General features: G+C 40.2%; 23 protein-coding genes, 1 pseudogene and 1 riboswitch. Of the genes and pseudogenes, 22 read left to right on the forward strand and 2 right to left on the reverse strand.

Translation table 11 applies throughout. The features are described from left to right. Positions 1 to 205: 205 nt before the first annotated feature. The 6 genes from KVT11_RS02640 (at position 206) to KVT11_RS02665 (ending at position 4,335) form a co-directional block, all read left to right on the forward strand. On the forward strand, positions 206 to 1,249 hold the full coding sequence (locus KVT11_RS02640; RefSeq protein WP_048003074.1) for a YkvI family membrane protein: 1,044 nt from the start codon (positions 206 to 208) through the stop codon (positions 1,247 to 1,249). A gap of 71 nt (positions 1,250 to 1,320) precedes the next feature. Beyond that, positions 1,321 to 1,365: riboswitch (PreQ1 riboswitch) on the forward strand. A 158-nt stretch (positions 1,366 to 1,523) separates the two neighbouring features. Continuing rightward, positions 1,524 to 2,180, forward strand: a complete 657-nt coding sequence (gene queC / locus KVT11_RS02645) for a 7-cyano-7-deazaguanine synthase QueC (protein ID WP_008348090.1) — start codon at positions 1,524 to 1,526, stop codon at positions 2,178 to 2,180. Then, complete coding sequence (gene queD / locus KVT11_RS02650) at positions 2,181 to 2,621, forward strand: 6-carboxytetrahydropterin synthase QueD (protein ID WP_046527711.1); 441 nt, start codon at positions 2,181 to 2,183, stop codon at positions 2,619 to 2,621. Then, the gene (gene queE, locus KVT11_RS02655) at positions 2,614 to 3,345 is read left to right on the forward strand and encodes a 7-carboxy-7-deazaguanine synthase QueE (protein ID WP_024719652.1); all 732 of its coding nucleotides are present in this window, start codon (positions 2,614 to 2,616) and stop codon (positions 3,343 to 3,345) included. The genes queD and queE overlap by 8 nt, the downstream gene beginning before the upstream one ends. Before the next feature lie 15 nt (positions 3,346 to 3,360). Further along, positions 3,361 to 3,858, forward strand: coding sequence for a preQ(1) synthase (gene queF / locus KVT11_RS02660; protein WP_003211403.1), 498 nt, complete (start codon positions 3,361 to 3,363; stop codon positions 3,856 to 3,858). Positions 3,859 to 4,116: 258 nt separating this feature from the next. Further along, positions 4,117 to 4,335 (forward strand): hypothetical protein, encoded by a 219-nt coding sequence (locus KVT11_RS02665; protein ID WP_017367128.1) that lies wholly within the window; start codon positions 4,117 to 4,119, stop codon positions 4,333 to 4,335. A 99-nt stretch (positions 4,336 to 4,434) separates the two neighbouring features. On the opposite strand, the gene KVT11_RS02670 is transcribed toward KVT11_RS02665, so the two are convergent. Continuing rightward, positions 4,435 to 4,959, reverse strand: coding sequence for a GNAT family N-acetyltransferase (locus tag KVT11_RS02670; RefSeq protein WP_210552422.1), 525 nt, complete (start codon positions 4,957 to 4,959; stop codon positions 4,435 to 4,437). A gap of 133 nt (positions 4,960 to 5,092) precedes the next feature. After that, positions 5,093 to 5,281: a YkvS family protein gene (locus KVT11_RS02675; RefSeq protein ID WP_003211747.1), complete on the reverse strand. Its 189-nt coding sequence runs from the start codon at positions 5,279 to 5,281 to the stop codon at positions 5,093 to 5,095. 167 nt (positions 5,282 to 5,448) lie between these two features. Between KVT11_RS02675 and KVT11_RS02680 the strand changes: the two genes are divergently transcribed. The 16 genes and pseudogenes from KVT11_RS02680 to KVT11_RS02750 all read left to right on the forward strand — a co-directional run bounded on the left by KVT11_RS02680 (position 5,449) and on the right by KVT11_RS02750 (position 22,957). Further along, positions 5,449 to 5,643 carry a hypothetical protein gene (locus KVT11_RS02680; protein ID WP_008348081.1) on the forward strand — a complete coding sequence of 65 codons (195 nt, stop codon included), beginning with the start codon at positions 5,449 to 5,451 and terminating at the stop codon, positions 5,641 to 5,643. A 306-nt stretch (positions 5,644 to 5,949) separates the two neighbouring features. Further along, positions 5,950 to 6,609 carry a cell wall hydrolase gene (locus KVT11_RS02685; protein WP_050827216.1) on the forward strand — a complete coding sequence of 220 codons (660 nt, stop codon included), beginning with the start codon at positions 5,950 to 5,952 and terminating at the stop codon, positions 6,607 to 6,609. A 113-nt stretch (positions 6,610 to 6,722) separates the two neighbouring features. After that, positions 6,723 to 8,039 (forward strand): polysaccharide biosynthesis protein, encoded by a 1,317-nt coding sequence (locus KVT11_RS02690; protein ID WP_017359440.1) that lies wholly within the window; start codon positions 6,723 to 6,725, stop codon positions 8,037 to 8,039. A gap of 54 nt (positions 8,040 to 8,093) precedes the next feature. Continuing rightward, a complete protein-coding gene (stoA, locus tag KVT11_RS02695; protein WP_017367131.1) occupies positions 8,094 to 8,582 on the forward strand; it encodes an endospore biogenesis thiol-disulfide oxidoreductase StoA in 489 nt (162 codons plus the stop codon). Between the two features lie 295 nt (positions 8,583 to 8,877). After that, positions 8,878 to 10,797, forward strand: a complete 1,920-nt coding sequence (locus KVT11_RS02700) for a heavy metal translocating P-type ATPase (RefSeq protein WP_035392241.1) — start codon at positions 8,878 to 8,880, stop codon at positions 10,795 to 10,797. 104 nt (positions 10,798 to 10,901) lie between these two features. Next, positions 10,902 to 11,996, forward strand: a complete 1,095-nt coding sequence (locus tag KVT11_RS02705; RefSeq protein WP_008348072.1) for a M24 family metallopeptidase — start codon at positions 10,902 to 10,904, stop codon at positions 11,994 to 11,996. 292 nt (positions 11,997 to 12,288) lie between these two features. After that, a complete protein-coding gene (locus KVT11_RS02710) occupies positions 12,289 to 13,278 on the forward strand; it encodes a LacI family DNA-binding transcriptional regulator (protein WP_039956480.1) in 990 nt (329 codons plus the stop codon). Positions 13,279 to 13,333: 55 nt separating this feature from the next. Then, positions 13,334 to 14,188 carry a glucose PTS transporter transcription antiterminator GlcT gene (gene glcT, locus KVT11_RS02715; RefSeq protein WP_017359435.1) on the forward strand — a complete coding sequence of 285 codons (855 nt, stop codon included), beginning with the start codon at positions 13,334 to 13,336 and terminating at the stop codon, positions 14,186 to 14,188. Positions 14,189 to 14,390: 202 nt separating this feature from the next. Next, positions 14,391 to 16,490: a glucose-specific PTS transporter subunit IIBC gene (gene ptsG / locus KVT11_RS02720; RefSeq protein WP_017367134.1), complete on the forward strand. Its 2,100-nt coding sequence runs from the start codon at positions 14,391 to 14,393 to the stop codon at positions 16,488 to 16,490. Between the two features lie 93 nt (positions 16,491 to 16,583). Then, on the forward strand, positions 16,584 to 16,850 hold the full coding sequence (locus tag KVT11_RS02725) for a phosphocarrier protein HPr (RefSeq protein ID WP_003211078.1): 267 nt from the start codon (positions 16,584 to 16,586) through the stop codon (positions 16,848 to 16,850). Further along, positions 16,850 to 18,568 (forward strand): phosphoenolpyruvate--protein phosphotransferase, encoded by a 1,719-nt coding sequence (ptsP, locus tag KVT11_RS02730; protein ID WP_008348058.1) that lies wholly within the window; start codon positions 16,850 to 16,852, stop codon positions 18,566 to 18,568. The genes KVT11_RS02725 and ptsP overlap by 1 nt, the downstream gene beginning before the upstream one ends. A 98-nt stretch (positions 18,569 to 18,666) precedes the next feature. Next, a complete protein-coding gene (locus KVT11_RS02735; RefSeq protein ID WP_034646394.1) occupies positions 18,667 to 18,909 on the forward strand; it encodes a transcriptional regulator SplA domain-containing protein in 243 nt (80 codons plus the stop codon). Positions 18,910 to 18,989: 80 nt separating this feature from the next. After that, on the forward strand, positions 18,990 to 20,018 hold the full coding sequence (splB, locus tag KVT11_RS02740; RefSeq protein WP_116306788.1) for a spore photoproduct lyase: 1,029 nt from the start codon (positions 18,990 to 18,992) through the stop codon (positions 20,016 to 20,018). A gap of 115 nt (positions 20,019 to 20,133) precedes the next feature. Next, positions 20,134 to 21,156: pseudogene (locus KVT11_RS21515) on the forward strand (cache domain-containing protein); the annotation flags it as partial. Next, positions 21,148 to 22,095: a methyl-accepting chemotaxis protein gene (locus KVT11_RS21520; RefSeq protein WP_370529227.1), complete on the forward strand. Its 948-nt coding sequence runs from the start codon at positions 21,148 to 21,150 to the stop codon at positions 22,093 to 22,095. The pseudogene KVT11_RS21515 and the gene KVT11_RS21520, both read left to right, overlap by 9 nt. Positions 22,096 to 22,171: 76 nt before the next feature. Continuing rightward, positions 22,172 to 22,957: an SDR family oxidoreductase gene (locus KVT11_RS02750; protein ID WP_056704837.1), complete on the forward strand. Its 786-nt coding sequence runs from the start codon at positions 22,172 to 22,174 to the stop codon at positions 22,955 to 22,957.

Consider the following 22,957-nt stretch of genomic DNA (forward strand, 5'->3'; position numbering starts at 1 on the left):
CCAATGAATGTTAAATAAAATGGTCTGTTGTTTGACCATCTTTGACTATAGTATACTCTGACCTATTTTGACTTTCAACTGTTTTGCTCATAGCTGAATGAAAAATCCTTTTTTGCATTTAATCATGGTTTGTCCTTCTTTTCAAGGAACTTGTCTCATAGGATAAAAAAGAGACAATCGAAAGTGATGGGTGCGGAGGGGTCATATGAAACGTTCAAATGAATCCGCTTTTCAGCTTGCCTTTGTATATGTAGGAACAGTGGTTGGAGCTGGGTTTGCGACAGGAAAAGAAATCGTAGAATTTTTTGTTCGTTTTGGCTGGATTGGATTGATCGGGATTTTGATTAGCGGTGTTATTTTTACCGGCCTTGGCGCAAAAATGATGCTGATTTCCAAACGAATTGAAGCGGAGTCTTATCAAGATATGAATCGGTTTTTATTTGGAGCTGCTGCGAGTCGATATATTAACATCGTCATGTTTTTTATATTACTAGGTGTGACGTCAGTGATGATTTCTGGAGCAGGCGCTATTTTTGAAGAACAACTTGGCATCTCAAAAGAATATGGTATTTTTTTAACGATTATTTTAAGTGTCATTGTCCTTTTTAAAGGGTCAAAAGGGTTATTTGGTGTCAATGTACTTGTCGTTCCAATGCTGATTTTCTTTTCGCTGATTGTGTTTCTAGACTCATTTGTGTTTAGTAGCGGTGAAAGCCACGTTCTGGGGCTGCAAATGGGAGAGGGCGAATGGATGTTGTCTGCGATTTCATATGGTGCATTTAATTTAGCGCTGTCTCAAGCCGTATTAGTGCCGGTCGCAAACGAAATGACATCCGAAGCCGTTATAAAAAAGGGAGCGGTGCTTGGAGGTCTGATGTTGACACTCATTCTGCTCGCCTGCTTTTTATCCCTTTCTTCATTAGAAATGCTGGAGGCGTATGATATCCCGATGGCTCAAGTGGTGTATCAAGTCGCAAACTCCATTCATCTCATCTATTTATTCGTGATCTTCGGTGAAGTCTTTACATCCGTTATAGGGAATTTATACGGTCTCGAAAGACAAGTGAGGGTGTATATCCGATTGAACAGTACGTATACGATATCCTTTATTCTTCTTTGCTGTTATGTGATCAGTAAAATTGGATACGGCACACTCATTTCAACGGTTTACCCTGTTTTTGGCTATGTCAGTATCTTTTTTATCCTCTTCCTTTGTCTGAAAAAAGTGCCTGCATCAGGTGATAAGTAAAGAAGGGATAGCTTGTACACCAATTATGTGGTACACTATCCTCTGTGAAAATTGAACAAAAATCCGTGAAAACGGGAGAGGTTCTAGCAAAACCCTCTATAAAAAACTAAGGACTTGCCGTATCCTTGGATGTGGCATTTTTTATTTTTTATGGCTGGGACACCTCATACACATGTAAAGGTGTCTTTTCTTTTGAGAAAATAGGGGTTTTCATGAACCTTTCAGATGCAGCTTTGTGCGGTGGTACGGGTCTGCAAAAGGAGGAAAAGGAAAAATGAAAAATGAAAAAGCGGTCGTTGTCTTTAGCGGGGGACAGGACAGTACGACATGTTTACTATGGGCACTTCAACAATTTAAAGAGGTTGAAACGGTAACCTTTCATTATAATCAGCGTCATCAAGAAGAAATTGATGTCGCCAAAAGAATTGCTGACAAGCTAGGTGTGAAAAATCATCTATTAGATATGTCTCTTTTAAATCAGCTTGCACCCAATGCCTTAACAAGAGATGACATTGATATTGAAGAAAAAGAAGGAGAACTGCCTTCCACATTTGTTCCGGGGAGAAACTTAGTTTTCTTATCCTTTGCATCCATTCTTGCGTATCAAATTGGAGCACGTCATATTATCACGGGTGTGTGCGAGACAGACTTTAGCGGCTACCCAGATTGCCGAGATGAGTTTGTGAAATCTTGTAACGTCACGGTGAATTTGGCAATGGAAAAACCATTTGTCATCCATACGCCGCTCATGTGGCTGAATAAAGCTGAAACGTGGAAGCTGGCTGATGAACTGAATGCGCTAGATTTTGTGAAAAATGAAACGCTCACTTGCTATAATGGCATCATTTCTGATGGCTGCGGGGAATGTCCTGCATGTAAGCTTCGGAAAAATGGCTATGACACTTATATGGACATGAAGGAGGCGAACTAAATGCTTTCTCAAATCTATCCACAGACGAATCATCCATTTTCGTTTGAATTAAATAAAGATATGCATGTATCGGCAGCCCATTTTATCCCGAGAGAAGATGCTGGCGCTTGTAGCCGCGTACATGGTCATACGTATACAATTAACATTACAATTGCAGGAGATCATCTAGATGATTCAGGTTTCCTTGTGAATTTTAGCACGCTAAAAAAACTCATTCATGGACAGTACGACCATACACTGCTCAATGACCATGAAGAATTCTCATCGAATGATCCATATGCGATGCCAACCACTGAGGTTGTCGCAAAGACTGTGTATGATAAAGTGGCCGCATATTTAACGACTTTAGCGAACAATCCAGTATGTGTTCAAGTTTTTGTCAGAGAGACACCAACAAGCTACTGCATTTACCGTCCGAAACGAGTTGAGCTCAATGACTAAAGCGATTCCTGTCTTAGAAATCTTTGGTCCAACCATTCAAGGAGAAGGAATGGTTATTGGCCAAAAAACCATGTTTGTCAGAACGGCTGGCTGTGACTACTCTTGCAGCTGGTGTGATTCATCTTTTACATGGGATGGATCAGCTAAGCATGATATTCAGTGGCTTCAGGCAGAGGACATTGTAAAAGAGCTGAAGAGAATAGGTGGAAAGGCTTTTTCTCATGTCACCATTTCAGGTGGGAATCCTGCGCTTTTAAAACAAATGGAATCACTTATTGATTTATTGCATGAAGAAGGAATTGATACGGCGCTTGAAACGCAGGGAACGATGTATCAAGATTGGTTTTTGAAGATAGATGATTTAACCATTTCTCCAAAACCACCAAGTTCAAATATGAAAACCGATTTTACGAAACTTACACGTATCATAGATGAATTGAAAAATGGAAACAGATTGCAACATGCAAGCCTGAAGGTCGTGATCTTTGATGATCTTGATCTAGCCTATGCAAAGGATGTTCATGCGAAATACCCAGAACTCCCCTTTTATTTGCAAGTTGGAAATGATGATACGACGACAGCTGATGATGCGTACTTATTAACGCACTTATTAAAGAAATACGAAATGCTTGTAGATCAAGTAGCGCAAGATCCTGATTTGAATCGTGTGAGAGTCTTACCACAGCTGCACACGCTATTGTGGGGAAATAAACGAGGCGTATAGAAAGGAAGAGACAAAATGACGACAAGAAAACCAGAAGAATTAGAAGGTGTCACTTTACTAGGAAATCAAGGGACCAATTACTTGTTTGACTATGCACCACAAGTGCTTGAAACGTTCCCGAATAAACATACGAATAGAGATTATTTTGTGAAATTCAACTGCCCAGAATTCACATCACTTTGCCCGCAAACAGGGCAGCCAGATTTTGCGACCGTGTATATCAGCTACATCCCAAATGAAATCATGGTCGAAAGTAAATCATTAAAATTATATTTGTTCAGCTTCCGTAACCACGGTGACTTCCATGAGGATTGTATGAATATTATCATGAACGACCTCATTGAATTAATGGACCCAAGATATATCGAAGTATGGGGCAAATTTACACCAAGAGGCGGTATTTCAATTGATCCGTATACGAACTACGGAAAACCTGGAACAAAGTATGAAGAGATGGCATCGTATCGTATGATGAATCACGATATGTATCCAGAAACGATTGATAATCGCTAATAAATAAGAAAAGACATGTGGATGACATGTCTTTTTTTATGGAATAGATCATGATGACACATAAAAAAAGAGAAGAGTCATGTCACTCTTCTCATACCAATAGGAATAGAACTTGCTAGGACGGCTGGGGGCTACCAGCTCGTATGTATAGTATACACGACAGAACGTATGTTTGTAAAGGTGTATCATACTTTTATTCTTCATATATTTACTTTAAGATAAAATTGAAACGAGCGAATGAAAATGGAGGCGTTTGTGTTGGCAAACAAAGAAGACAAAACAGAGAAGCTGCTAATGGAATTAAGGGAAGAGCTTCAGATGCTTGAACATCAAAACAAAGAACGATATAAATGGAGTGCCTCCACATTACTTGGAGTGATCGCCCTTTTAATTGATAAAGGCGTGATAACACCTGAAGAAGTTGATATGTACAAAACAAAAGCGGAAATGCAAACCTTTCACGCGCAAAAAGACTGACGCCTTCATCAAATGATGTAAGAGAAAATAAGAAAAAGACATAATAAATTGATGATTCAATTTATTATGTCTTTATTTCTGCAATTCTTTTTCATCGTATTAAACGAGCTTATACATTAATACATCATCCCAGTATTCATGATCATTTATTTTAAATTCATTGATTTTACGCCCTTCTTCTAAAAAGCCCATCTTTTTATACAAAGAAATAGCTTTTTGGTTTGTGGAGAAAACGGCTAAACTAACCTTTTCAATTGAAGGGTTCTTTTCTGCCCAATTTAATAATGCTGTTAGTAAGATTTCCCCTATGCCTAAACCTCTATAGCTCTTATCAACCATCAAGCCGAAAGAACCAACGTGAGAAGTTCTTTTTCTATTTGATGATTGTTCAAAGGCTATCCATCCAATGACTTGATCGCCAGTTTGGGCAACTATGTACGTCTCATTTTCGTTTTCTATTCTTTTCTGTATCCATTCCTTGTGTTCTAAAAAGGTTTTTTTGTATTCTTCCGGCGTTGTCAGTAAATAATCTGACTCAGCAATCACTGATTTTTGAATTTCTAAAGTAGTTTCAGCATCTTCTATTTTTCCAAAACGTACAATGATATCATTTGAATGTTGCATATTAGTTTCTCCTATCTAGAGCTAATATTGCATCAGATCACTTTTTTTACATAAAACATAAAAAGTAAGGTATTGTTATCAGCTCTGCTTCGTATATCCTTATGTAACGGTAGGCTGAATTGAGGATTGCAAATTAATGTACGGAGTCTTTGATGATTTTATAGTTTTTATGATTAACGACTGTTAGTGAATCCAGTTCTAAATCTCTATAGTTGTCCATAATGGTGACATCCACAATAACAGAGTTTTCATTCACTTTTTCAACTACACCTGTTAAACCATTTCTAAATTCGATCACATTCCCAATTTTTGCAATCTTCAACCGATCCCTCTCCTTTAAAAACAGATTTCATTCCCTATTAAAAAGTATTTTGCAATATTTTCATACCAATGTAAAGGATAAAGACGTTTTTCTTTCGTTTTCGTTGTACGCTTTGAAAACGAATGGTATATTTAATATTTGATCAAGGCTGAAAAGGAGCGGTTTTTTTGACTGAAGAACACATCAACACAATACTAGAATCATTACGGAATGGTACTGAAAAACAAGTGACCATTCAAAAGGATGATTTTTTAACATTTCGTTCTGTATTGGTCAATCAAGATGATTTTAAACATTTTCGCGGAATCGCCAAGCATGGTGGAGATGTTATTTTTGAATATCTTAAAGAAGCAAGAAGCTAAAGCTTTTTCTCATGAATGAGAAAAAGCTTTTTATTTTGGTTCTTTTGTCATACTTCAAACCAGCTTGATACATATGAAAAGAAAATGTAATAACCCATAATCAGGAGCATAAGGATGATTATAGGCTAAAAAGAGACTGTATTAAACGCTTACATTACCAGTTCATGCGTATTTCAACTAGGACATGCCATTTAATGACGGAATTTGGACAGGCATGAAAATCTTTGTGCGTGAAAATAGAAGAAGCTCTTGTTAGAGTGGACAAGTATCTTACAGCCTACATTGATTAAAGGAGGAATGAGGCGAATGATCAAAATTCATACAGCTCTTTTTGCCATCCTTATGCTCATCTCAGCGATCAAGATGGACAATATACAAGAGCAAGAAGGCACATTAAGTCAGAAACTTGAACAAGCACCTGTAAAGCATCAGTTTTCATATATAGATCAAGATGAAAAGCATACTGTGATCCCAGCGTTTTCAGAGGAGAAACATCAGCCGAAAGTGAAAATGCTAAGCACGTCAACAGAGGAGAAGGCATCAAAACCGAAGCCGAAGCCGAAGAAAAAGGAAACGGCAAAGCCAGCAAGCTCAAGAAATCAATCACACTATTCTAATGAAGAAATGGACTTGCTTTCTCGGTTGGTACATGCCGAAGCAAAAGGTGAATCTTACGCCGGGAAAAAAGCGGTAGCAAGCGTCGTCTTAAACCGCGTAGAACACCGCTCTTTTCCTGACAGTGTCAGAGGTGTGATTTATCAGCGAAATGCCTTCCAGCCCGTATCGAATGGAAGTATCAATGATAAGGCAGACCAGGATTCCGTAAAAGCTGTGAAGCAGGTTGTCAAAGAAGATGACAGAACAACAAAGGCGATTTATTTTTATAATCCAAAAACGGCGACAGATAACTGGATTCGTTCTCGTAAAATTGTAGAACGCATTGGCCGTCATGTGTTTGCAGTGTAAAGAAAAGCAGCGATCAATCAGTCGCTGTTTTTTTGTCTTCAATTATTAAAATATTTTCAGGACTTGTCTCATAGAATGTGAAAAGAATTTGCTTTTAGACAAGGGGAGGCTACATGAATCGATTTGTAAAAGGGGTCATTCTGCTATCTGTCGCAGCTTTCATTGCTGAGTGTATCGAGTTTTTAGTCAATATGATTTTAGCGAGAGAGCTTGGAGAACATGGAATGGGTTTATATATGAGCATCCTTCCCATCATCATGCTTGTGCTTGTGATCGCCAGCTTAGAGCTGCCAGTCTCCATTTCTAAATTCATTGCAGAATCGCATGAGCGGCTTCATAAAAGTATGCTTCGCCATGCATTTAAAATGACGCTTGTGGTGACATGCACAACAACGGCAATAGCAGCCATTGTACTGCCTTTCATTCCTGTATTTCAATCGTATCATCCGCTGATGAAGGGCTTGGTTCTGTCACTTATTCCGATCATCGCATTTACTTCCATTGCACGCGGCTATTTTATGGGCAAGCAGCAAATGGGCAGAATTGCTCTAGCCAATATGCTGAAAAAAACAATCCAGCTTATCTGTTTGTTTTTGTTTTTTCATTGGTATTCGTTTGATATTGAAACAGCGGTGCTTATCGCGATTGGTGTGATTGTTGCAAGTGATCTCGTCGTCTTTATCTATTTATATTCCCAATACGTCATGGCGAAAAATGCTGTGAATGTCAGATCGGTTGAGTTAAGAGGGATTGACGTCAGAAAACGTTTGTTAGCAGTCTCCATTCCGACAACAGGTATGCGTATCTTTCATGCCATTGCCAATGCGATTGAACCGTTTTTAATCAAAGGAGCCCTCGTTGCAGCGGGCATTTCTGGTACGCTTGCTGTAGATCATTACGGAATGCTTGCTGGCGTAGCGATGTCGATCGGTTTTTTTCCGGCGTTTATCGCTCATTCCATTATGATTGTGATGATTCCGAATGTATCAGAAGCCTATGCCTTGGGGCAGTATGATCTCGTGAAAAAACGTGTCAGACAAGCGATTCTCATTACGTTTGGATATGGGGTGCCAGCCGTGATGATCATGTATTATTTCGCTTATCCGCTCACGCAGCTCTTTTTTGACTCACCTCAAGCAGCCGTTTACTTGCAGCTGCTATGGCCTTACTTCTTATGCCACCTGTTCGTGATGCCGTTTCAAGCTTGCTTAATTGGTATGGGTCTTATTAAAGATGTGTTCCTACATAATATATGGGTGCACGTGGTGTCGTTCTCTATGGTGTATTTCCTAGGATCCATCGAATCCTTAAATATGATGGGTGTTATCTTAGGAATGAACACGGGGATGCTGCTATTAACGGCTTTGCATTATGCGACGATTTGCAAGGAACTCGGCGTCTCCATGTTTCTTACATTGAAAAAAGCTTGAATGTCATGTGCAGCTAGCGGGCAAGCTATAGGAAAATCAGGAAGGAAGATGCTGATGAATCGTAAATATCTACCCGCCAGTCTTCTCATGATGACCCTTCTTTTATTTCTGATGAACATAGAGGCTGAAGCAAAAGAGCCTGTCATGGCGCCGAGGATAGAAGCTCCTACATTAACAGGTGAAACGCAGGTGATCCCGGTGAAAGGGAAGCGGACCATTCTGCATTTTTGGACAACGTGGTGCCCATCCTGCAAAATGGAGCTTCCAGCCTTTGAACAGATTGTGAAAGAAAATCAAAGTGATGTAGACATACTGACTGTTAATTTACTTGGTGCTGAGCAAAGCAAGCATGCTGTTGCCCAATTTGTGAAAGACAGAAAGTTTACATTTCCGATCGTTCTCGATGAGCACGGCGAAATGATGAAGAAATACCAAATCATGACGATCCCGACGACTTTTTTCATCAATGAAAAGGGTGAAGTGGTCAAAAACCATGTAGGTCCGCTGACGAAAAAACAAATCAAAGAGTGGACAAATTCTTAGAACACAAGCTTTCTGTAAAGAACCAATGGTCGATCCGTTGGTTCTTTTTTGTGTTCAATTACCTTTCAGATGAATAAAATGTGCTCAGAAAGAGGAAGAAATGTCGGGTGCTAATAATGATAATTATTATCAAAAAGAAATTATAATAATTATTAATTGAAAATTGATCAGAACCTGTTATAATGAGTTACAGACCTATAAAAAGCTTGAAATAGCAGAAAATATAGATGATAAACGGAACGGGCAACGATTGATAATGTGAAAATCATTATCAATTAGAGAGGAGAAAGTAATCATGAATGAGAATACAGCACTTTATCAAACGACAGATCAAAAGGGATCTAACTCGCTCTTTCATAAATGGGCACAGCACGGAGAATTAATCGCAGCAGGCATTTCGGGGATTCTCATCTTGATTGGATGGTTTCTAAAGGATGAAACGATGTGGAGTATTCCTCTTTTCATTCTTGCTTTTGTTATTGGTGGTTTTGCAAAGGCAAAGGAAGGTATTGAAGAAACCATTTCATCCAAGACATTAAATGTAGAACTTTTAATGATATTTGCTGCGATAGGCTCAGCGATCATTGGCTACTGGGCAGAGGGCGCCATTTTAATTTTTATTTTTTCGCTCAGCGGTGCGCTAGAAACGTATACGTCAAATAAAAGTAAAAAAGACTTAACGGCCTTAATGAGTATCGCTCCAGATGAAGCCACTTTAATTGAAGAAGATGGCACCACCATCCAAATCGCTGCTTCTTCACTTACGCCAGGCGACCGTATTTTAATCAAAGCGGGCGAACGAATTGCAGCAGATGGTGTGATCATGAGCGGAAGAACAAGTGTAGACGAATCTGCCTTAACGGGTGAATCGGTGCCTCAGGAAAAAGGGCAAGGGGAAGATGTGTTTGCAGGAACAGTGAATTTAAATGGTTCATTAACAGTAGAAGTAACAAAACATAATGAAGAAACACTTTTTCATAAAATCATTAAGCTTGTGGAATCTGCACAAGAAAGTGTATCGCCAAGCCAAGCATTTATTGAAAAATTTGAAGGTGCATATGTAAAAGGTGTGCTCATCACTGTGGCGATTTTAATGTTCCTGCCTCATTTTGTACTTGGCTGGAGCATGAGTGAAACGTTTTACCGTGCGATGGTGTTTATGGTGGTTGCCTCGCCTTGTGCACTTGTTGCCTCAATTATGCCAGCAGCTCTTTCACTCATCTCAAACGGTGCAAGAAACGGTATGCTTGTAAAAGGAAGTGTCTTTTTAGAAAAACTGGGCACAAGTACGATGATTGCATTTGATAAAACGGGTACGATTACAAGTGGAAAACCAGCTGTTGAAAAAGTGGTCTTGGCAAAAGGGCAGGATGAATCGACCTTTTATCAAACGCTCTATCAAATTGAAAGTCAGTCAAACCATCCATTAGCTAAAGCCATTTCTGATATGGCAAAAGAGCATCATACAGGGCGGTCAGCCCACGTAACCATTGAAGAAACATCAGGTTTTGGTGTGGAAGCACAATTAAATGAGGACACATGGCGGATTGGGAAGAAAGATTTTGCCGGAAAAGCTTCAATGGATCGTGACATTGAAGAGAATGGTGATGTTCTTTCATCCAAAGGATATACAGTTGTCTATGTTCAAAAAAATCAAGAAGTTGTCGGCTGTCTCGGTTTGAAGGATCAAATCAGACCTGAAGCCAAAAAAATGATTCAGGAGCTGAATGATTTAGGCATCCAAACCGTCATGCTCACAGGGGATCAGCAAAAAACAGCTGAAGCGATTGCAGAGGAAGCAGGCATCCAAACCGTTGTCGCTGAATGTCTTCCAGATGAAAAGGTACATGAAGTCAATCAACTGAAAAAACAAGGTGATTCGATCATTATGGTCGGAGATGGAATCAATGATGCACCTGCACTCGCCACAGCAGATGTTGGCGTCGCAATGGGCGGAGGCACAGATGTTGCTTTAGAAACAGCAGATCTCATTTTAATGAAAAATAACTTAAACAACTTGACAAAGATGATCCGTCTTTCAAGAAAGATGAACCGAATCATTAAACAAAACATCATCTTTTCATTAACTGTTATTTGTTTGTTAATCTGTGCGAATTTCTTACAAGTTCTTGATTTACCTTTTGGTGTCATTGGACATGAAGGCAGTACGATTTTGGTTATTTTAAACGGACTTCGTTTGCTTCGTGCTTCTTAAGCAAATCACAAAAGCGCACTGGCTTTAGGTCAGTGTGCTTTTGTGCGAAATACAGTGAAAACTGATACAATAGATCAGTAGTCAAACGTGTGAGGAGGATCACGATGAATCGAATGAAAAACTTGTCTTCTTGGCTTAAGAAAAAAGACATTCAAGGTGCATTTATACATACAAAGGAGAATGTATTCTATCTATCTGGATACTTCACAGAGCCGCATGAAAGAGTGATGGGGCTGTTTGTTTTTCAGGAAGCAGATCCATTTTTCATTTTGCCTAAGATGGAAGTTGAGCAAGCAAAAAATGCGGGATGGGCTGGAGATCTCATTGGATATGAAGACCATGAAAACCCCTTTGATTTCATACAAAAGGCACTAGAAAAACGAGGAGTAAAAGCGACTCGCCTAGCGATTGAAAAAGAATCCATTCCTTTGCAAAGAGCAGAGCAGCTTCAAGCTATCACTGGGGCAGAAACATTCGTCCGGGCAGAAGATGTGCTCAATCAGCTAAGACTAATTAAAGACGAAGCTGAAATTGAAACATTGAAAAAAGCTGCTCAATTGGCAGACGAAGGCGTCAAAATTGGGGTTCATGCTTTAAAAGAAGGGGTGACGGAAACCGAAGTTCTTGCTGTCATCGAATATGAACTGAAGAAAAAAGGCATTCAGGGCATGTCCTTTTCAACCATGGTACTATTTGGAGAAAAATCAGGAGAACCTCATGGGAATCCGGGACAGGCAGCCTTGAAAAAAGGTGATTTTGTTTTATTTGACCTTGGCGTGATTGTGGATGGCTACTGTTCAGATATTACAAGAACCTTCATCTATCAAGAAGCGTCTGAACAACAAAAGGATATTTACAACACCGTCTTGAAAGCCGAATTGGCAGCACTTGATATGAGCCAGCCGGGTGTGAGAATTGGTGACCTTGACTTAAAAGCAAGAGGGCTGATCGCAGAAGCAGGATATGGCGAATACTTCCCTCACCGTCTAGGGCATGGACTCGGGGTTTCTGTTCATGAGTTCCCTTCTATGAGTCAAGCAAATGATGACCTTCTAAAAGAAGGGATGGTCTATACGATCGAGCCGGGTATTTATGTACCAGGAGTCGGCGGGGTTAGAATTGAAGACGATGTTCTCATTACAAAAGATGGCCCAGTCACCTTAACCAATTATCCAAAAGAGTTGACGATCATCAAGTAATGAAATAAATCACGATGAACGTCCAAGTATTGGGAGCGTCATCGTGATTTTTTTGTCACTCTTTGCGATCCTTATCAACAAAAAAATCATCAATTGATTGAAACGGCTTGATTTTATGTTCTTTTCCTAAAGGATGTAGTGCGAATCGAGCAGAAAACAAAATAGTCAAACATAATATGATCCATATGATAATACCCATCTTGAATTCCCCTTTCCACCCAGTGATTTGTTCAGCTCACATACATCTTAAAGTATGAAACGCTTACCATATCAAGAGAAAGTAGGAGAAAAAATGCCTAACATAAGGGATATTGCGAAAAGAGCGGGTGTATCTGTTACCACCGTATCACGAGTGATGAATGATCATCCTTATGTCAAAGAAGAAAAGCGAGAGCGCGTACTTAGTGCGATGAAAGAGCTCAAATATACACGGAATATTCAGGCAGTGCATTTAGCAAAGGGCTATTCCAATATGCTTGGAATTGTGCTTCCGACAATTGATCACTCCTATTTCAGCGGAATTGTCACAGGGATTGCAGAGAAAGCACAGGAGCGCGGAATGCATTTTGCCTTGTTTCAAACAGGATATGACCCATTAAAGGAAAAAGAAGCATTAATGAGCTTAAAAGAGCAGCGTGTGGATGGTTTAATCTTTTGCTCAAATGCGTTAAGTGATCGAGACATTTTAAAGTGGCAGGAATCTGGTCCTATTATTTTTTGTCATCCTACTCCGCATGATACATGTTCATCGGTATCGATTGCGCATGATCAGGCTTTTAAGGAAGGGCTTGAACACTTAGCGGCATGCGGTCATGAGCGAATCGCAATCGTTCTTGCTAGAACAGAAGGGGAGAATAGCCAAGTTCGCATTCAGACTTATCAAGAAATGATGCGGTCGCTTGGGCAGGACATTGATGAGGAATGGATCATTGAAGGAAAACTGACCATTTTTGATGGCAAGCAATTATTTACAGAATGGAAAGAGATGAAAAATCGTCCGACAGCCTTACTGATTACAAACGATGATGTCTCAGCAGGTTTTTTACTAGAAGCACAGCGTCACCAAATAAACGTTGGAGAATCACCAGCCATACTTGGCTTTCAAAACGATCAATTGAGTGAAGCATTGGGGATTTCTAGTATAGACATTCCCCTCAAACAAATGGGGCAGGAAGCATTTGACTTGTTCAATCGAGCGTTACAAGGAGAGGCACCAGAAAAAAGGGTGCTGTCATATCGACTCGTTGAGCGCACAACGACTATTTTAAAAAACAATCGTTGACGCACGTTTCATCTGTTTTGTACGATAAGAAGGATTGAATAAGAAGGAGGTGGGGATGTTCATGGAATCCTTCACCGTTGATAAAGCGTTAAATAATAATGTCATCATCGCAAAACACCCTTCTTTAGGCGAAGTGGTCCTGATTGATAAAGGGATCGGCTTTGGGAAAAAATCGGGTGACGTTCTCGATCAAGCGGCATTTGAGAAAATGTTTGTGTTAAAGAACACAAAAGAGCAAACAGAATACAAACAATTGCTGCACCACATTAATGAGGACATGATTGAGCTTGCCAATGACGTCATTTATCATATACGAGAAAAAATGGGGCATCGCTTAAATGAGCATATTCACATTGCTCTGACAGATCATATTGCCTTTAGTTTTAAGCGAGTTAAGCAAGGCTATGATATCACCAATCCTTTTATGCTTGAAACGAAATCCTTATACCCGAAAGAATACGAGGTCGCAAAGGAAGTCGTGGAACTGATAAATGCGCGACCAGATGTTGAAACAAAGCTGCCCGAAGGAGAGATTGGGTTTATTGCGCTCCACATTCACTCTGCTTTAACGAACCGGCCTTTATCCGAGGTCAACCGTCATTCGCAGCTCATGACACAAATGGTCCAAGTCATAGAAGATGCATTTCATATGAAAGTAGATAGAGAAAGTATTCATTATTTACGCTTACTGCGCCATATTACGTTTTCGATTGAGCGTATTAAACGGGAAGAATCATTAGAGGAGCCAGAAAAGTTGCTTCATCTATTGAAAAATGAATATCCTTTATGCTACAATACTGCTTGGAAAATGATCAAAATTTTGCAACATGCATTGAAAAAGCCTGTACAAGATGCTGAAGCTGTCTATTTGACACTTCACCTGTACAGATTGACGAATAAAATTTCATAGTTTCCTTGAAACGTGTAACTGATTCGATCAGGCATGAGTGACTTAAGGTAAATACAGGATAAGATCCTGTTATTTGCGCAACCTTATATCACCATGCCTTTTTTGTGTTCTGAAAGTGAAATGTAAACGGTTAATTATGAAATGTACGTCAATATGTGATTGAAATGTATGTTGTAAGCGAAAACAAAAGGAGGTTCAACCAGTGTTTAAATCACTTTTTGGTGTGTTGCAAAAAATTGGACGAGCACTTATGCTTCCAGTTGCGATCCTTCCTGCTGCTGGTATTTTACTAGCACTCGGAAATGCGATGCAAAATCCGCAGTTGATTGATGTCGCTCAATTTTTAAGCAATGATACAATTCAGCTTGTTGCTAGTGTTATGGAGAATGCGGGGAATATTGTCTTCTCGAATCTTCCACTCCTATTTGCTGTAGGGGTTGCCATCGGTCTTGCCAATGGAGACGGTGTGGCAGGGATTGCCGCGATCATCGGTTACCTTGTCATGAACGTGACGATGAGCGCCGTATTAATGGCCAACGGTTCTATTCCATCCGATTCAGTCAAATTGGCTAAGTTCTTTAAGGAAAGTCATCCAGCATATGTGAATATGCTCGGCATACCGACCTTGTCTACCGGCGTTTTTGGCGGAATTATTGTCGGGGTATTAGCGGCTTATATGTTTAATAAATTTTACAAAATTGAGCTCCCGCAATATCTTGGCTTCTTTGCTGGTAAGCGTTTTGTTCCAATCGTTACGTCGATTTCAGCACTTATTTTAGGGCTTTTGATGCTCGTCATTTGGCCGCCAATCCAAGGTGCATTGAACTCATTTTCAACAGGACTGCTTGCAGCGAATGAGCCGCTGGCTGCCTTTGTATTCGGTGTCATTGAACGCTCATTAATTCCGTTTGGTCTGCACCACATATTCTACGCACCATTCTGGTATGAATTTTTTAGCTATAAGAGCTTATCAGGAGATATTATCCGTGGTGACCAGCGTATTTTCATGGCGCAAATCAAAGATGGTGTTCAGCTGACAGCCGGGACATTCATGACAGGGAAATATCCGTTCATGATGTTTGGACTTCCAGCAGCAGCACTTGCGATTTACCATGAAGCCAAACCTAAGAATAAAAAGCTTGTAGCAGGAATTATGGGATCAGCGGCCCTTACTTCTTTCCTAACAGGGATCACTGAACCGCTTGAATTCTCATTCTTGTTTGTTGCACCGATATTATTTGCGATTCACTGTGTATTTGCTGGATTGTCCTTTATGATAATGGATATTCTAAACGTGAAAATCGGGATGACCTTCTCAGGAGGGTTAATCGACTTCTTCCTATTTGGTATCCTGCCGAATAGAACCGCTTGGTGGCTTGTCATTCCAGTCGGTCTCGTACTGGCTGTCATTTACTACTTCGGATTCAGATTTGCGATTCGCAAGTTTAATCTGAAAACGCCAGGACGAGAAGATGAAGCAGCTGACGGTGCAAGCAGCGCTCAATCTGGAAAAGGCGATGACTTACCTTATGAAATTCTTGAAGCAATGGGTGACCAAGAAAACATTAAACACCTAGATGCTTGTATTACACGTTTACGTGTCACTGTAAATGATCAGAAAAAAGTGGATAAAGACCGTTTGAAAAAGCTTGGCGCTTCAGGTGTCCTTGAAGTAGGGAATAACATCCAGGCCATCTTTGGTCCACGCTCTGATAATTTAAAAACACAAATGCAAGACATTATTGCAGGGCGCACACCTCGACCAGCGAAAGACCCTTCTGCAAAAGAAGAAGTTAGCCAGCAGGTTGAAGAAGTCATTGCAAAACCGCTTCAAAACGAACAAGGGGAAGAAATGTTTGCTTCACCAATTACAGGGGAGCTGCATCCAATTACAGATGTGCCAGATCAAGTATTCTCAGGGAAAATGATGGGTGACGGTTTTGCTATCTTGCCAAAAGAGGGAACAGTGGTTTCACCAGTAAGAGGAAAAATCTTAAATGTGTTCCCAACAAAACACGCCATCGGCCTCCAGTCTGATGGTGGACTTGAAATCTTGATTCACTTCGGGATTGATACAGTCAGCCTCAAAGGAGAAGGATTTGAAGCATTTGTACAAGAGGGAGATCAAGTAGAAATCGGTCAGAAACTTTTAGAGGTTGATATTGATAAAATTAAGTCAGAAGTACCATCTTTAATGACACCAATTGTATTTACAAACTTAAGTGAAGGACAATTTATTGACCTTCAAGAATCCGGTGAAATCAAAGCTGGCCAAGAAAACATCATGAAAATTTCAAAATAATTTTCATAACTGCCGTTCTTGTTAGATGACAAGCTCGGCAGTATGATATAATATTGTGGATGTATGAAATGTATAAAAAGGAGATTGATAAAAATGGCTCAACAAACATTCAAAGTAACTGCAGATTCTGGAATTCACGCACGTCCTGCAACAGTTCTTGTACAAACTGCTAGTAAATATGATGCTGATATCAACTTAGAATATAATGGTAAAACAGTGAACCTGAAATCTATTATGGGTGTAATGTCTCTAGGAATTGCGAAAGGTGCTACAATCACAATCTCTGCTTCTGGTTCTGATGAAAATGATGCACTTGCTGCACTAAAAGACACAATGAAAAGTGAAGGCCTAGGCGAGTAATGCAACAACTGAAAGGAATCGGTGCTTCAGCAGGCGTTGCGATTGCAAAAGCATATCGTCTAGAAGAACCAGATTTAACAGTTCACCAAAAAGACATCAATGATCCAGAGACAGAAGTGAAACGCTTTGAAGAAGCAATTCATGTTTCAAAGCAAGAACTTGAAGCAATTAAAGAGCATGCGCTAAAAGAACTTGGCCAAGATAAAGCGGATATTTTTTCTGCACACCTTCTTGTGTTAAGTGATCCAGAGCTGCTCAACCCAGTGAAGGATAAAATCACATCGGATAAAGTAAATGCTGAATTTGCTTTAAAAGAAACAGCAACAATGTTTGTTACAATGTTTGAAGCAATGGACAATGAATACATGAAGGAGCGTGCAGCGGATATTCGCGACGTTACAAAACGTGTCACTGGTCATTTGCTAGGCGTTGACATTCCAAACCCAAGTATGATTTCTGAAGAAGTCATTATCATTGCTGAAGATTTAACACCTTCTGATACAGCTCAGCTGAACAGACAATTCGTCAAAGGTTTTGCGACAGATATCGGTGGTCGTACTTCTCACTCAGCGATTATGGCAAGATCAATGGAAATTCCAGCAGTTGTTGGGACAAAAGAAGCAACAAAAACGGTGAAAAACAATGATCTGATCATTGTTGATGGTATTAGCGGAGACGTCATCATTCAGCCTTCTGAAGATGAAGTGAAAGCGTATCAAAAAAAGCATGAAGACTACTTAGCTCAAAAAGCGGAATGGGCGAAACTTGTTGACCAGCCAACGGTCACAAAAGACGGCGTTCACGTAGAGTTAGCTGCGAATATTGGAACACCTGAAGATGTGAAAGGTGTACTTGAAAATGGCGGCGAAGCAGTTGGATTGTACCGTACAGAATTTTTATACATGGGCAGAGATCAGCTCCCAACAGAAGAAGAGCAGTTCGATGCGTATAAAACCGTTTTAGAGAAGATGGAAGGCAAAGCTGTGGTTGTCCGCACACTAGATATTGGTGGCGATAAAGAACTTCCTTACTTGCAGCTTCCAAAAGAAATGAACCCGTTCCTTGGCTATAGAGCGATCCGCCTTTGCCTTGAAGAGCAGGAGATTTTCAGAACACAGCTACGCGCGTTACTTCGTGCAAGTACATATGGAAACTTGAAAATCATGTTCCCTATGATCGCGACGTTATCAGAATTTAGAGAAGCAAAAGCTATTTTACTTGAAGAAAAAGAAGCATTGGTTGCTGCTGGTACAGAAGTATCTGATTCCATTGAAATCGGAATGATGGTAGAAATTCCATCAACAGCTGTTATCGCAGATCAATTTGCAAAAGAAGTAGATTTCTTCAGTATTGGAACAAATGATTTGATTCAATACACAATGGCTGCTGATCGAATGAACGAACGAGTGTCTTATCTTTACCAGCCATACAATCCAGCTATTTTACGCCTCATAACGCTTGTGATTGAAGCAGCGCATAAAGAAGGTAAATGGGTTGGCATGTGCGGTGAGATGGCAGGAGATGAAATCGCAATCCCGCTCCTACTTGGATTAGGATTAGATGAATTTTCAATGAGCGCAACATCGATTCTTCCAGCAAGAACGCAGTTAAGCAAGCTTTCTAAGGAAGAAGCTGCATCATTTAAAGAGCATATCTTATCACTGAGCACAACTGAAGAAGTGGTTGATTTCGTGAAAAAAACGTTTCAACATAACTAGGTGATGTAAACCAGACAGGTCAAACTGTCTGGTTTTTTTGTCGAATTTTATCATAATCAGTCATATCGCTTGCAGAGAAGGGCATCCTAACATAAAAAATGGAGGTGACCAGTTTGTCTTTCTCTAACTATAAGCCAGGTGATCAAGTATATGTGATTTATCGAAATCCACATGCAGCCAATGTCGCACAAATTAAAGAAGCGGAAATCGTTTCACACCCTTACAATGAACAAGAGCTTGCACTATTTCTACTTGAAACATATCACCCATTAGCCCCTGATGATGCCGTATTTCCAACATACGAAGAAGCAGAAGCCCTTTATCAAGATCTGTTTGAATAAGGGAGATTTTAGAAAGGATAGAAGCCATCCTGAGAGGTTAAAGTAACGGTATGAACCTATAAGGTAAGGATGTGCTAAATATGATCAAACCGTTCGTTCCTCAGCTTGTGTATATTGAACCTCGGGCGCTAGAGTACCCATTAGGACAAGAGCTGAAAGAAAAGTTTGAAGGTATGGGAATTGAAATTAGAGAAACAACGTCACACAACCAAGTGAGAAATATTCCGGGGAAAAATGATTTGCAAAAGTACCGTAATGCAAAATCGACGCTCGTTATCGGCGTGAGAAAAACCTTAAAATTTGATACATCTAAACCATCTGCAGAGTATGCCATTCCGTTTGCGACAGGATGCATGGGGCATTGCCATTATTGCTACCTACAAACGACGATGGGGAGTAAGCCGTACATTCGCACATATGTCAATGTAGAAGAGATATTAGATCAGGCTGAACAGTACATGAACGAGCGTGCACCTGATATCACGCGATTTGAAGCTTCATGTACATCCGATATCGTAGGAATTGACCATTTGACACACACACTCAAACGAGCGATTGAATACTTTGGTCAAACCGATCTTGGCAAACTGCGCTTTGTTACGAAATTTCATCATGTAGATCATTTGTTAGATGCAAAGCACAATGGGCGAACAAGATTCCGCTTTAGTATCAATGCCGATTATGTCATTAAATATTTCGAACCTGGAACATCACCACTCGATCAGCGGATTGAAGCGGCTGTAAAGGTAGCAAAAGCAGGCTATCCACTTGGCTTTATTATTGCCCCTATTTACATTCATGAAGGGTGGCAAGAGGGCTATAAAGTCCTATTTGAAAAACTCGATGCAGCTCTCCCTGAAGAAGTGAGACATGATATCACCTTTGAAATGATTCAGCACCGTTTTACAAAACCGGCGAAGCGTGTCATCCAAAAAAACTATCCGAAAACAAAACTAGAACTAGATGAAGAAAAGAGAAGATATAAGTGGGGTAGATATGGAATTGGAAAATATATCTATCAAAAAGATGAAGAACAAGAACTTAGACAGACATTAGAATCATATATCGAACAGTACTTTCCGTCTGCAAAAATTGAATATTTTACTTAAAACAAGTCATTATGGCTTGTTTTTTCTATTTAAATTTTCTTACAACTATTGAATGCGGTACCAATTTTGCCGATATACACATTAAGATGCGAAAGTAGGATGTAGGGGTGATGAGATGTTTAAGAAACTTCAAGTGAGAATAGCTGTTTTCATCTCAGTTATTTTAATTTTAACCGTTGTCGCAGTTCAAGTGGGTTCCAATTTAGTATTAAGACCATTGATTGAAAGAGATGCGAAAACAACGACAGCAGCAACGGCAGAAAGCATGAGAGACATCATAGCACTAAAGCTTGAGAATTACGGTGATACGATTAACAAATTGGCAACAAGTACACTTACTGAAGATTTTGCACAGAAACAAACAAAGCAGACATTGGCATTTGAAAACGATGAATTAAAAGGATTGCAGGAGCAGGATGAACTCATCTCGCTTGCCTATATAGGAACAAGTGATGGTAAAATGTTCGCTTTCCCGGAGTCCGATTTTGGTGAAGGGTATGATCCGTCTAAACGAGACTGGTATATTCAAGCAGCTGAAAAGCCTGACGAAGTCCTATGGACAGATCCGTACATTGATAAAGCAACAAATGAAATGGTCGTTTCAGCCACGAAGGCGATCGTACGAAACGGGAAAGTAGTCGGTGTCGCTGGACTTGACTTGAAACTGGCTTCCATTCAGTCTTATATAAAAGAACAAAAGATTCCTTATATGGGAACGGCTTTCTTAGTTGACGGCACAGGGACCATTTTGGCACATCCAACAGAGCAAGGAAAAAATATCTCAAAAGTCGCTTCTGTGAAAAAAGCGATCGACAACTCGGGTATTGATGATGACAAACAACTGACCGTCATCTCAAAAATTAAAGAGGCAAACTGGACGATCGGTGTGAGCTTCGAGAAAAAGAAACTTCTTTGGATCACTGAACAAATGAATCAGACAAGTATCATTATTTCTGTCATTGCCATTATACTTGCCATGATTCTAAGCTACTTATTGGCTAGAAGCATTACAACACCAATTAAACGCCTCATCGAGCATGTTCGTAAAGTGTCTGAAGGCGATTTAACCAGCTCGCTTGAGTCGAAGTCTCAGGATGAGATAGGTTTCCTCACGAAAAGCTTTAATCAAATGACTGAAGGCATCAGGGATTTAATTGAAAAAGTGAAAGAGTCTTCAGATCAGGTTGTGAAATCAACGGATGAAGTGACACAAATTTCAAACGAGACCTTGCTATCTAGTGAACAGATTGCAACGGCTATTCAAGAGGTCGCTGTAGGAGCGACGAAACAAGCATCAGAAGCGGAAACCATTAATGAAAAATCAGAGCATTTGTATGAAAAAGTTCGTCATATGGGTGAGCTTGCCACGCAAATGCAAACCAACTCAAAATCATCGGAAGATGCAAGCTATAGAGGACTTGATGCTCTTGGTCTGCTCGTCCAAAAATCAACACAAGCGAATGAAGAATCGAAGAAGGTAGAGCAAATGCTGCTTGACCTTGAGCATAAAACGAAAAATATTGAAAACGTCGTAACAGCGATCTCTGAAATCTCAGATCAAACGAATTTACTCGCACTGAATGCAAGTATTGAAGCAGCGAGAGCAGGAGAAAGCGGAAGAGGATTTGCTGTTGTTGCAGAAGAAGTCAGAAAGCTGGCTGAACAATCTGCAGAATCAACGAAACATATTAGTGAAACCGTAAAACTCATTCAAGATGAATCGAAAAAGGCAGCTGAAGCGATGACAGCAGCAAGCAAAATGAATGAAGAACAAGGTGATGCCATCAATTCAACAGGAGAGGCACTCAGCAGTATCACAATGGAAATGCAGGCACTTGTCGGCTCCATTGACAGCATTCATACACAAATCAATGAAATGACTGAAGAACAACAGAAAATGAATGATTCCATTCAAAGTATAGCGGCCATTTCACAAGAATCCGCCGCTTCAGCTGAGGAAGTACATGCTTCCACAGACGAACAAGTACAAGCTTTAGAAAGAACGAAAACATCAACAGAAATGTTGAACGAATCAAGTCAGGCACTGCGTCAGGCAGTCAATCGGTTTAAACTATAATCTTGCAGAAAAGAACCTTGCCATGTGAGCAAGGTTCTTTTTGTATGATAAAATATGAACAGAGGAGGGTGCCAACATGCATGTTAATCTATCTGGAAAAAAAGCATTGGTCGCTGCAAGCAGTCAAGGTATCGGTAAAGCCATTGCCTTTCATCTTGCAAAAGAGGGAGCAGATGTGATGCTCTCGGGAAGACATGAGCACACGCTGCAAGAAGCGGTCAAAGAATTCTCCCCGCTTGTAAAAGGGAAGCTGACTTATCAAGTATGTGATGTATCTGACGCCGAGCAAATTAAAGCGCTTGTCGTCGCAGCAGCAGGTGATGAAAAACGCCTTGATATACTCGTGAACAATACAGGCGGTCCTCAAACAGGAACACTTGAAACCTTAACGGATGAAGATTGGATGGAATCATTTCAGCTTCATTTACTCAGCTATATTCGGTTATTAAAAGAAGCCTTGCCGTATTTAAAAAAACAAGGTGCACGAGTGTTGAATATTGCATCTATGTCGGTCAAAGAACCGATCCCAGGCTTGATGCTGTCGAATACATTTAGACCGGCCATTACCGGCTGGACAAAAACAGCTGCCCAGGAGCTTGCCAAAGATGGCATTTTGATCAATACCTTAGCCCCTGGGAAAATTGAAACAGAGCGCGTGAAACAGTTAGACAAACACCGTGCACAAGAGGAGCAACAATCGGTTGAAGAGATCAAAGCACAAGCTGAACGTATGATTCCGCTGGGCCGTTACGGGCAGCCAGAGGAATTTGCAGCATATGCGGCTTTTCTTTTATCTGAAGCCAATACATATATGACAGGTCAAACCCTCATCATTGATGGTGGATTGACAAAGTCTCTATAA

This window comes from Bacillus sp. GbtcB10 (assembly GCF_019091365.1).
GTDB classification, from domain to species: domain Bacteria; phylum Bacillota; class Bacilli; order Bacillales; family Bacillaceae; genus Bacillus; species Bacillus altitudinis.

What these genes read in the sequence shown, in the direction of transcription:
- KVT11_RS02640 (WP_048003074.1), top strand. Translation starts at nt 206, where the DNA reads ATGAAACGTTCAAATGAATCCGCTTTTCAGCTTGCCTTTGTATATGTA.
- queC (WP_008348090.1), top strand. Translation starts at nt 1,524, where the DNA reads ATGAAAAATGAAAAAGCGGTCGTTGTCTTTAGCGGGGGACAGGACAGT.
- queD (WP_046527711.1), top strand. Translation starts at nt 2,181, where the DNA reads ATGCTTTCTCAAATCTATCCACAGACGAATCATCCATTTTCGTTTGAA.
- queE (WP_024719652.1), top strand. Translation starts at nt 2,614, where the DNA reads ATGACTAAAGCGATTCCTGTCTTAGAAATCTTTGGTCCAACCATTCAA.
- queF (WP_003211403.1), top strand. Translation starts at nt 3,361, where the DNA reads ATGACGACAAGAAAACCAGAAGAATTAGAAGGTGTCACTTTACTAGGA.
- KVT11_RS02670 (WP_210552422.1), bottom strand. Translation starts at nt 4,959, where the DNA reads ATGCAACATTCAAATGATATCATTGTACGTTTTGGAAAAATAGAAGAT.
- KVT11_RS02685 (WP_050827216.1), top strand. Translation starts at nt 5,950, where the DNA reads ATGATCAAAATTCATACAGCTCTTTTTGCCATCCTTATGCTCATCTCA.
- KVT11_RS02690 (WP_017359440.1), top strand. Translation starts at nt 6,723, where the DNA reads ATGAATCGATTTGTAAAAGGGGTCATTCTGCTATCTGTCGCAGCTTTC.
- stoA (WP_017367131.1), top strand. Translation starts at nt 8,094, where the DNA reads ATGAATCGTAAATATCTACCCGCCAGTCTTCTCATGATGACCCTTCTT.
- KVT11_RS02700 (WP_035392241.1), top strand. Translation starts at nt 8,878, where the DNA reads ATGAATGAGAATACAGCACTTTATCAAACGACAGATCAAAAGGGATCT.
- KVT11_RS02705 (WP_008348072.1), top strand. Translation starts at nt 10,902, where the DNA reads ATGAATCGAATGAAAAACTTGTCTTCTTGGCTTAAGAAAAAAGACATT.
- KVT11_RS02710 (WP_039956480.1), top strand. Translation starts at nt 12,289, where the DNA reads ATGCCTAACATAAGGGATATTGCGAAAAGAGCGGGTGTATCTGTTACC.
- glcT (WP_017359435.1), top strand. Translation starts at nt 13,334, where the DNA reads ATGTTCATGGAATCCTTCACCGTTGATAAAGCGTTAAATAATAATGTC.
- KVT11_RS02725 (WP_003211078.1), top strand. Translation starts at nt 16,584, where the DNA reads ATGGCTCAACAAACATTCAAAGTAACTGCAGATTCTGGAATTCACGCA.
- ptsP (WP_008348058.1), top strand. Translation starts at nt 16,850, where the DNA reads ATGCAACAACTGAAAGGAATCGGTGCTTCAGCAGGCGTTGCGATTGCA.
- KVT11_RS02735 (WP_034646394.1), top strand. Translation starts at nt 18,667, where the DNA reads ATGGAGGTGACCAGTTTGTCTTTCTCTAACTATAAGCCAGGTGATCAA.
- splB (WP_116306788.1), top strand. Translation starts at nt 18,990, where the DNA reads ATGATCAAACCGTTCGTTCCTCAGCTTGTGTATATTGAACCTCGGGCG.
- KVT11_RS21520 (WP_370529227.1), top strand. Translation starts at nt 21,148, where the DNA reads ATGACTGAAGGCATCAGGGATTTAATTGAAAAAGTGAAAGAGTCTTCA.
- KVT11_RS02750 (WP_056704837.1), top strand. Translation starts at nt 22,172, where the DNA reads ATGCATGTTAATCTATCTGGAAAAAAAGCATTGGTCGCTGCAAGCAGT.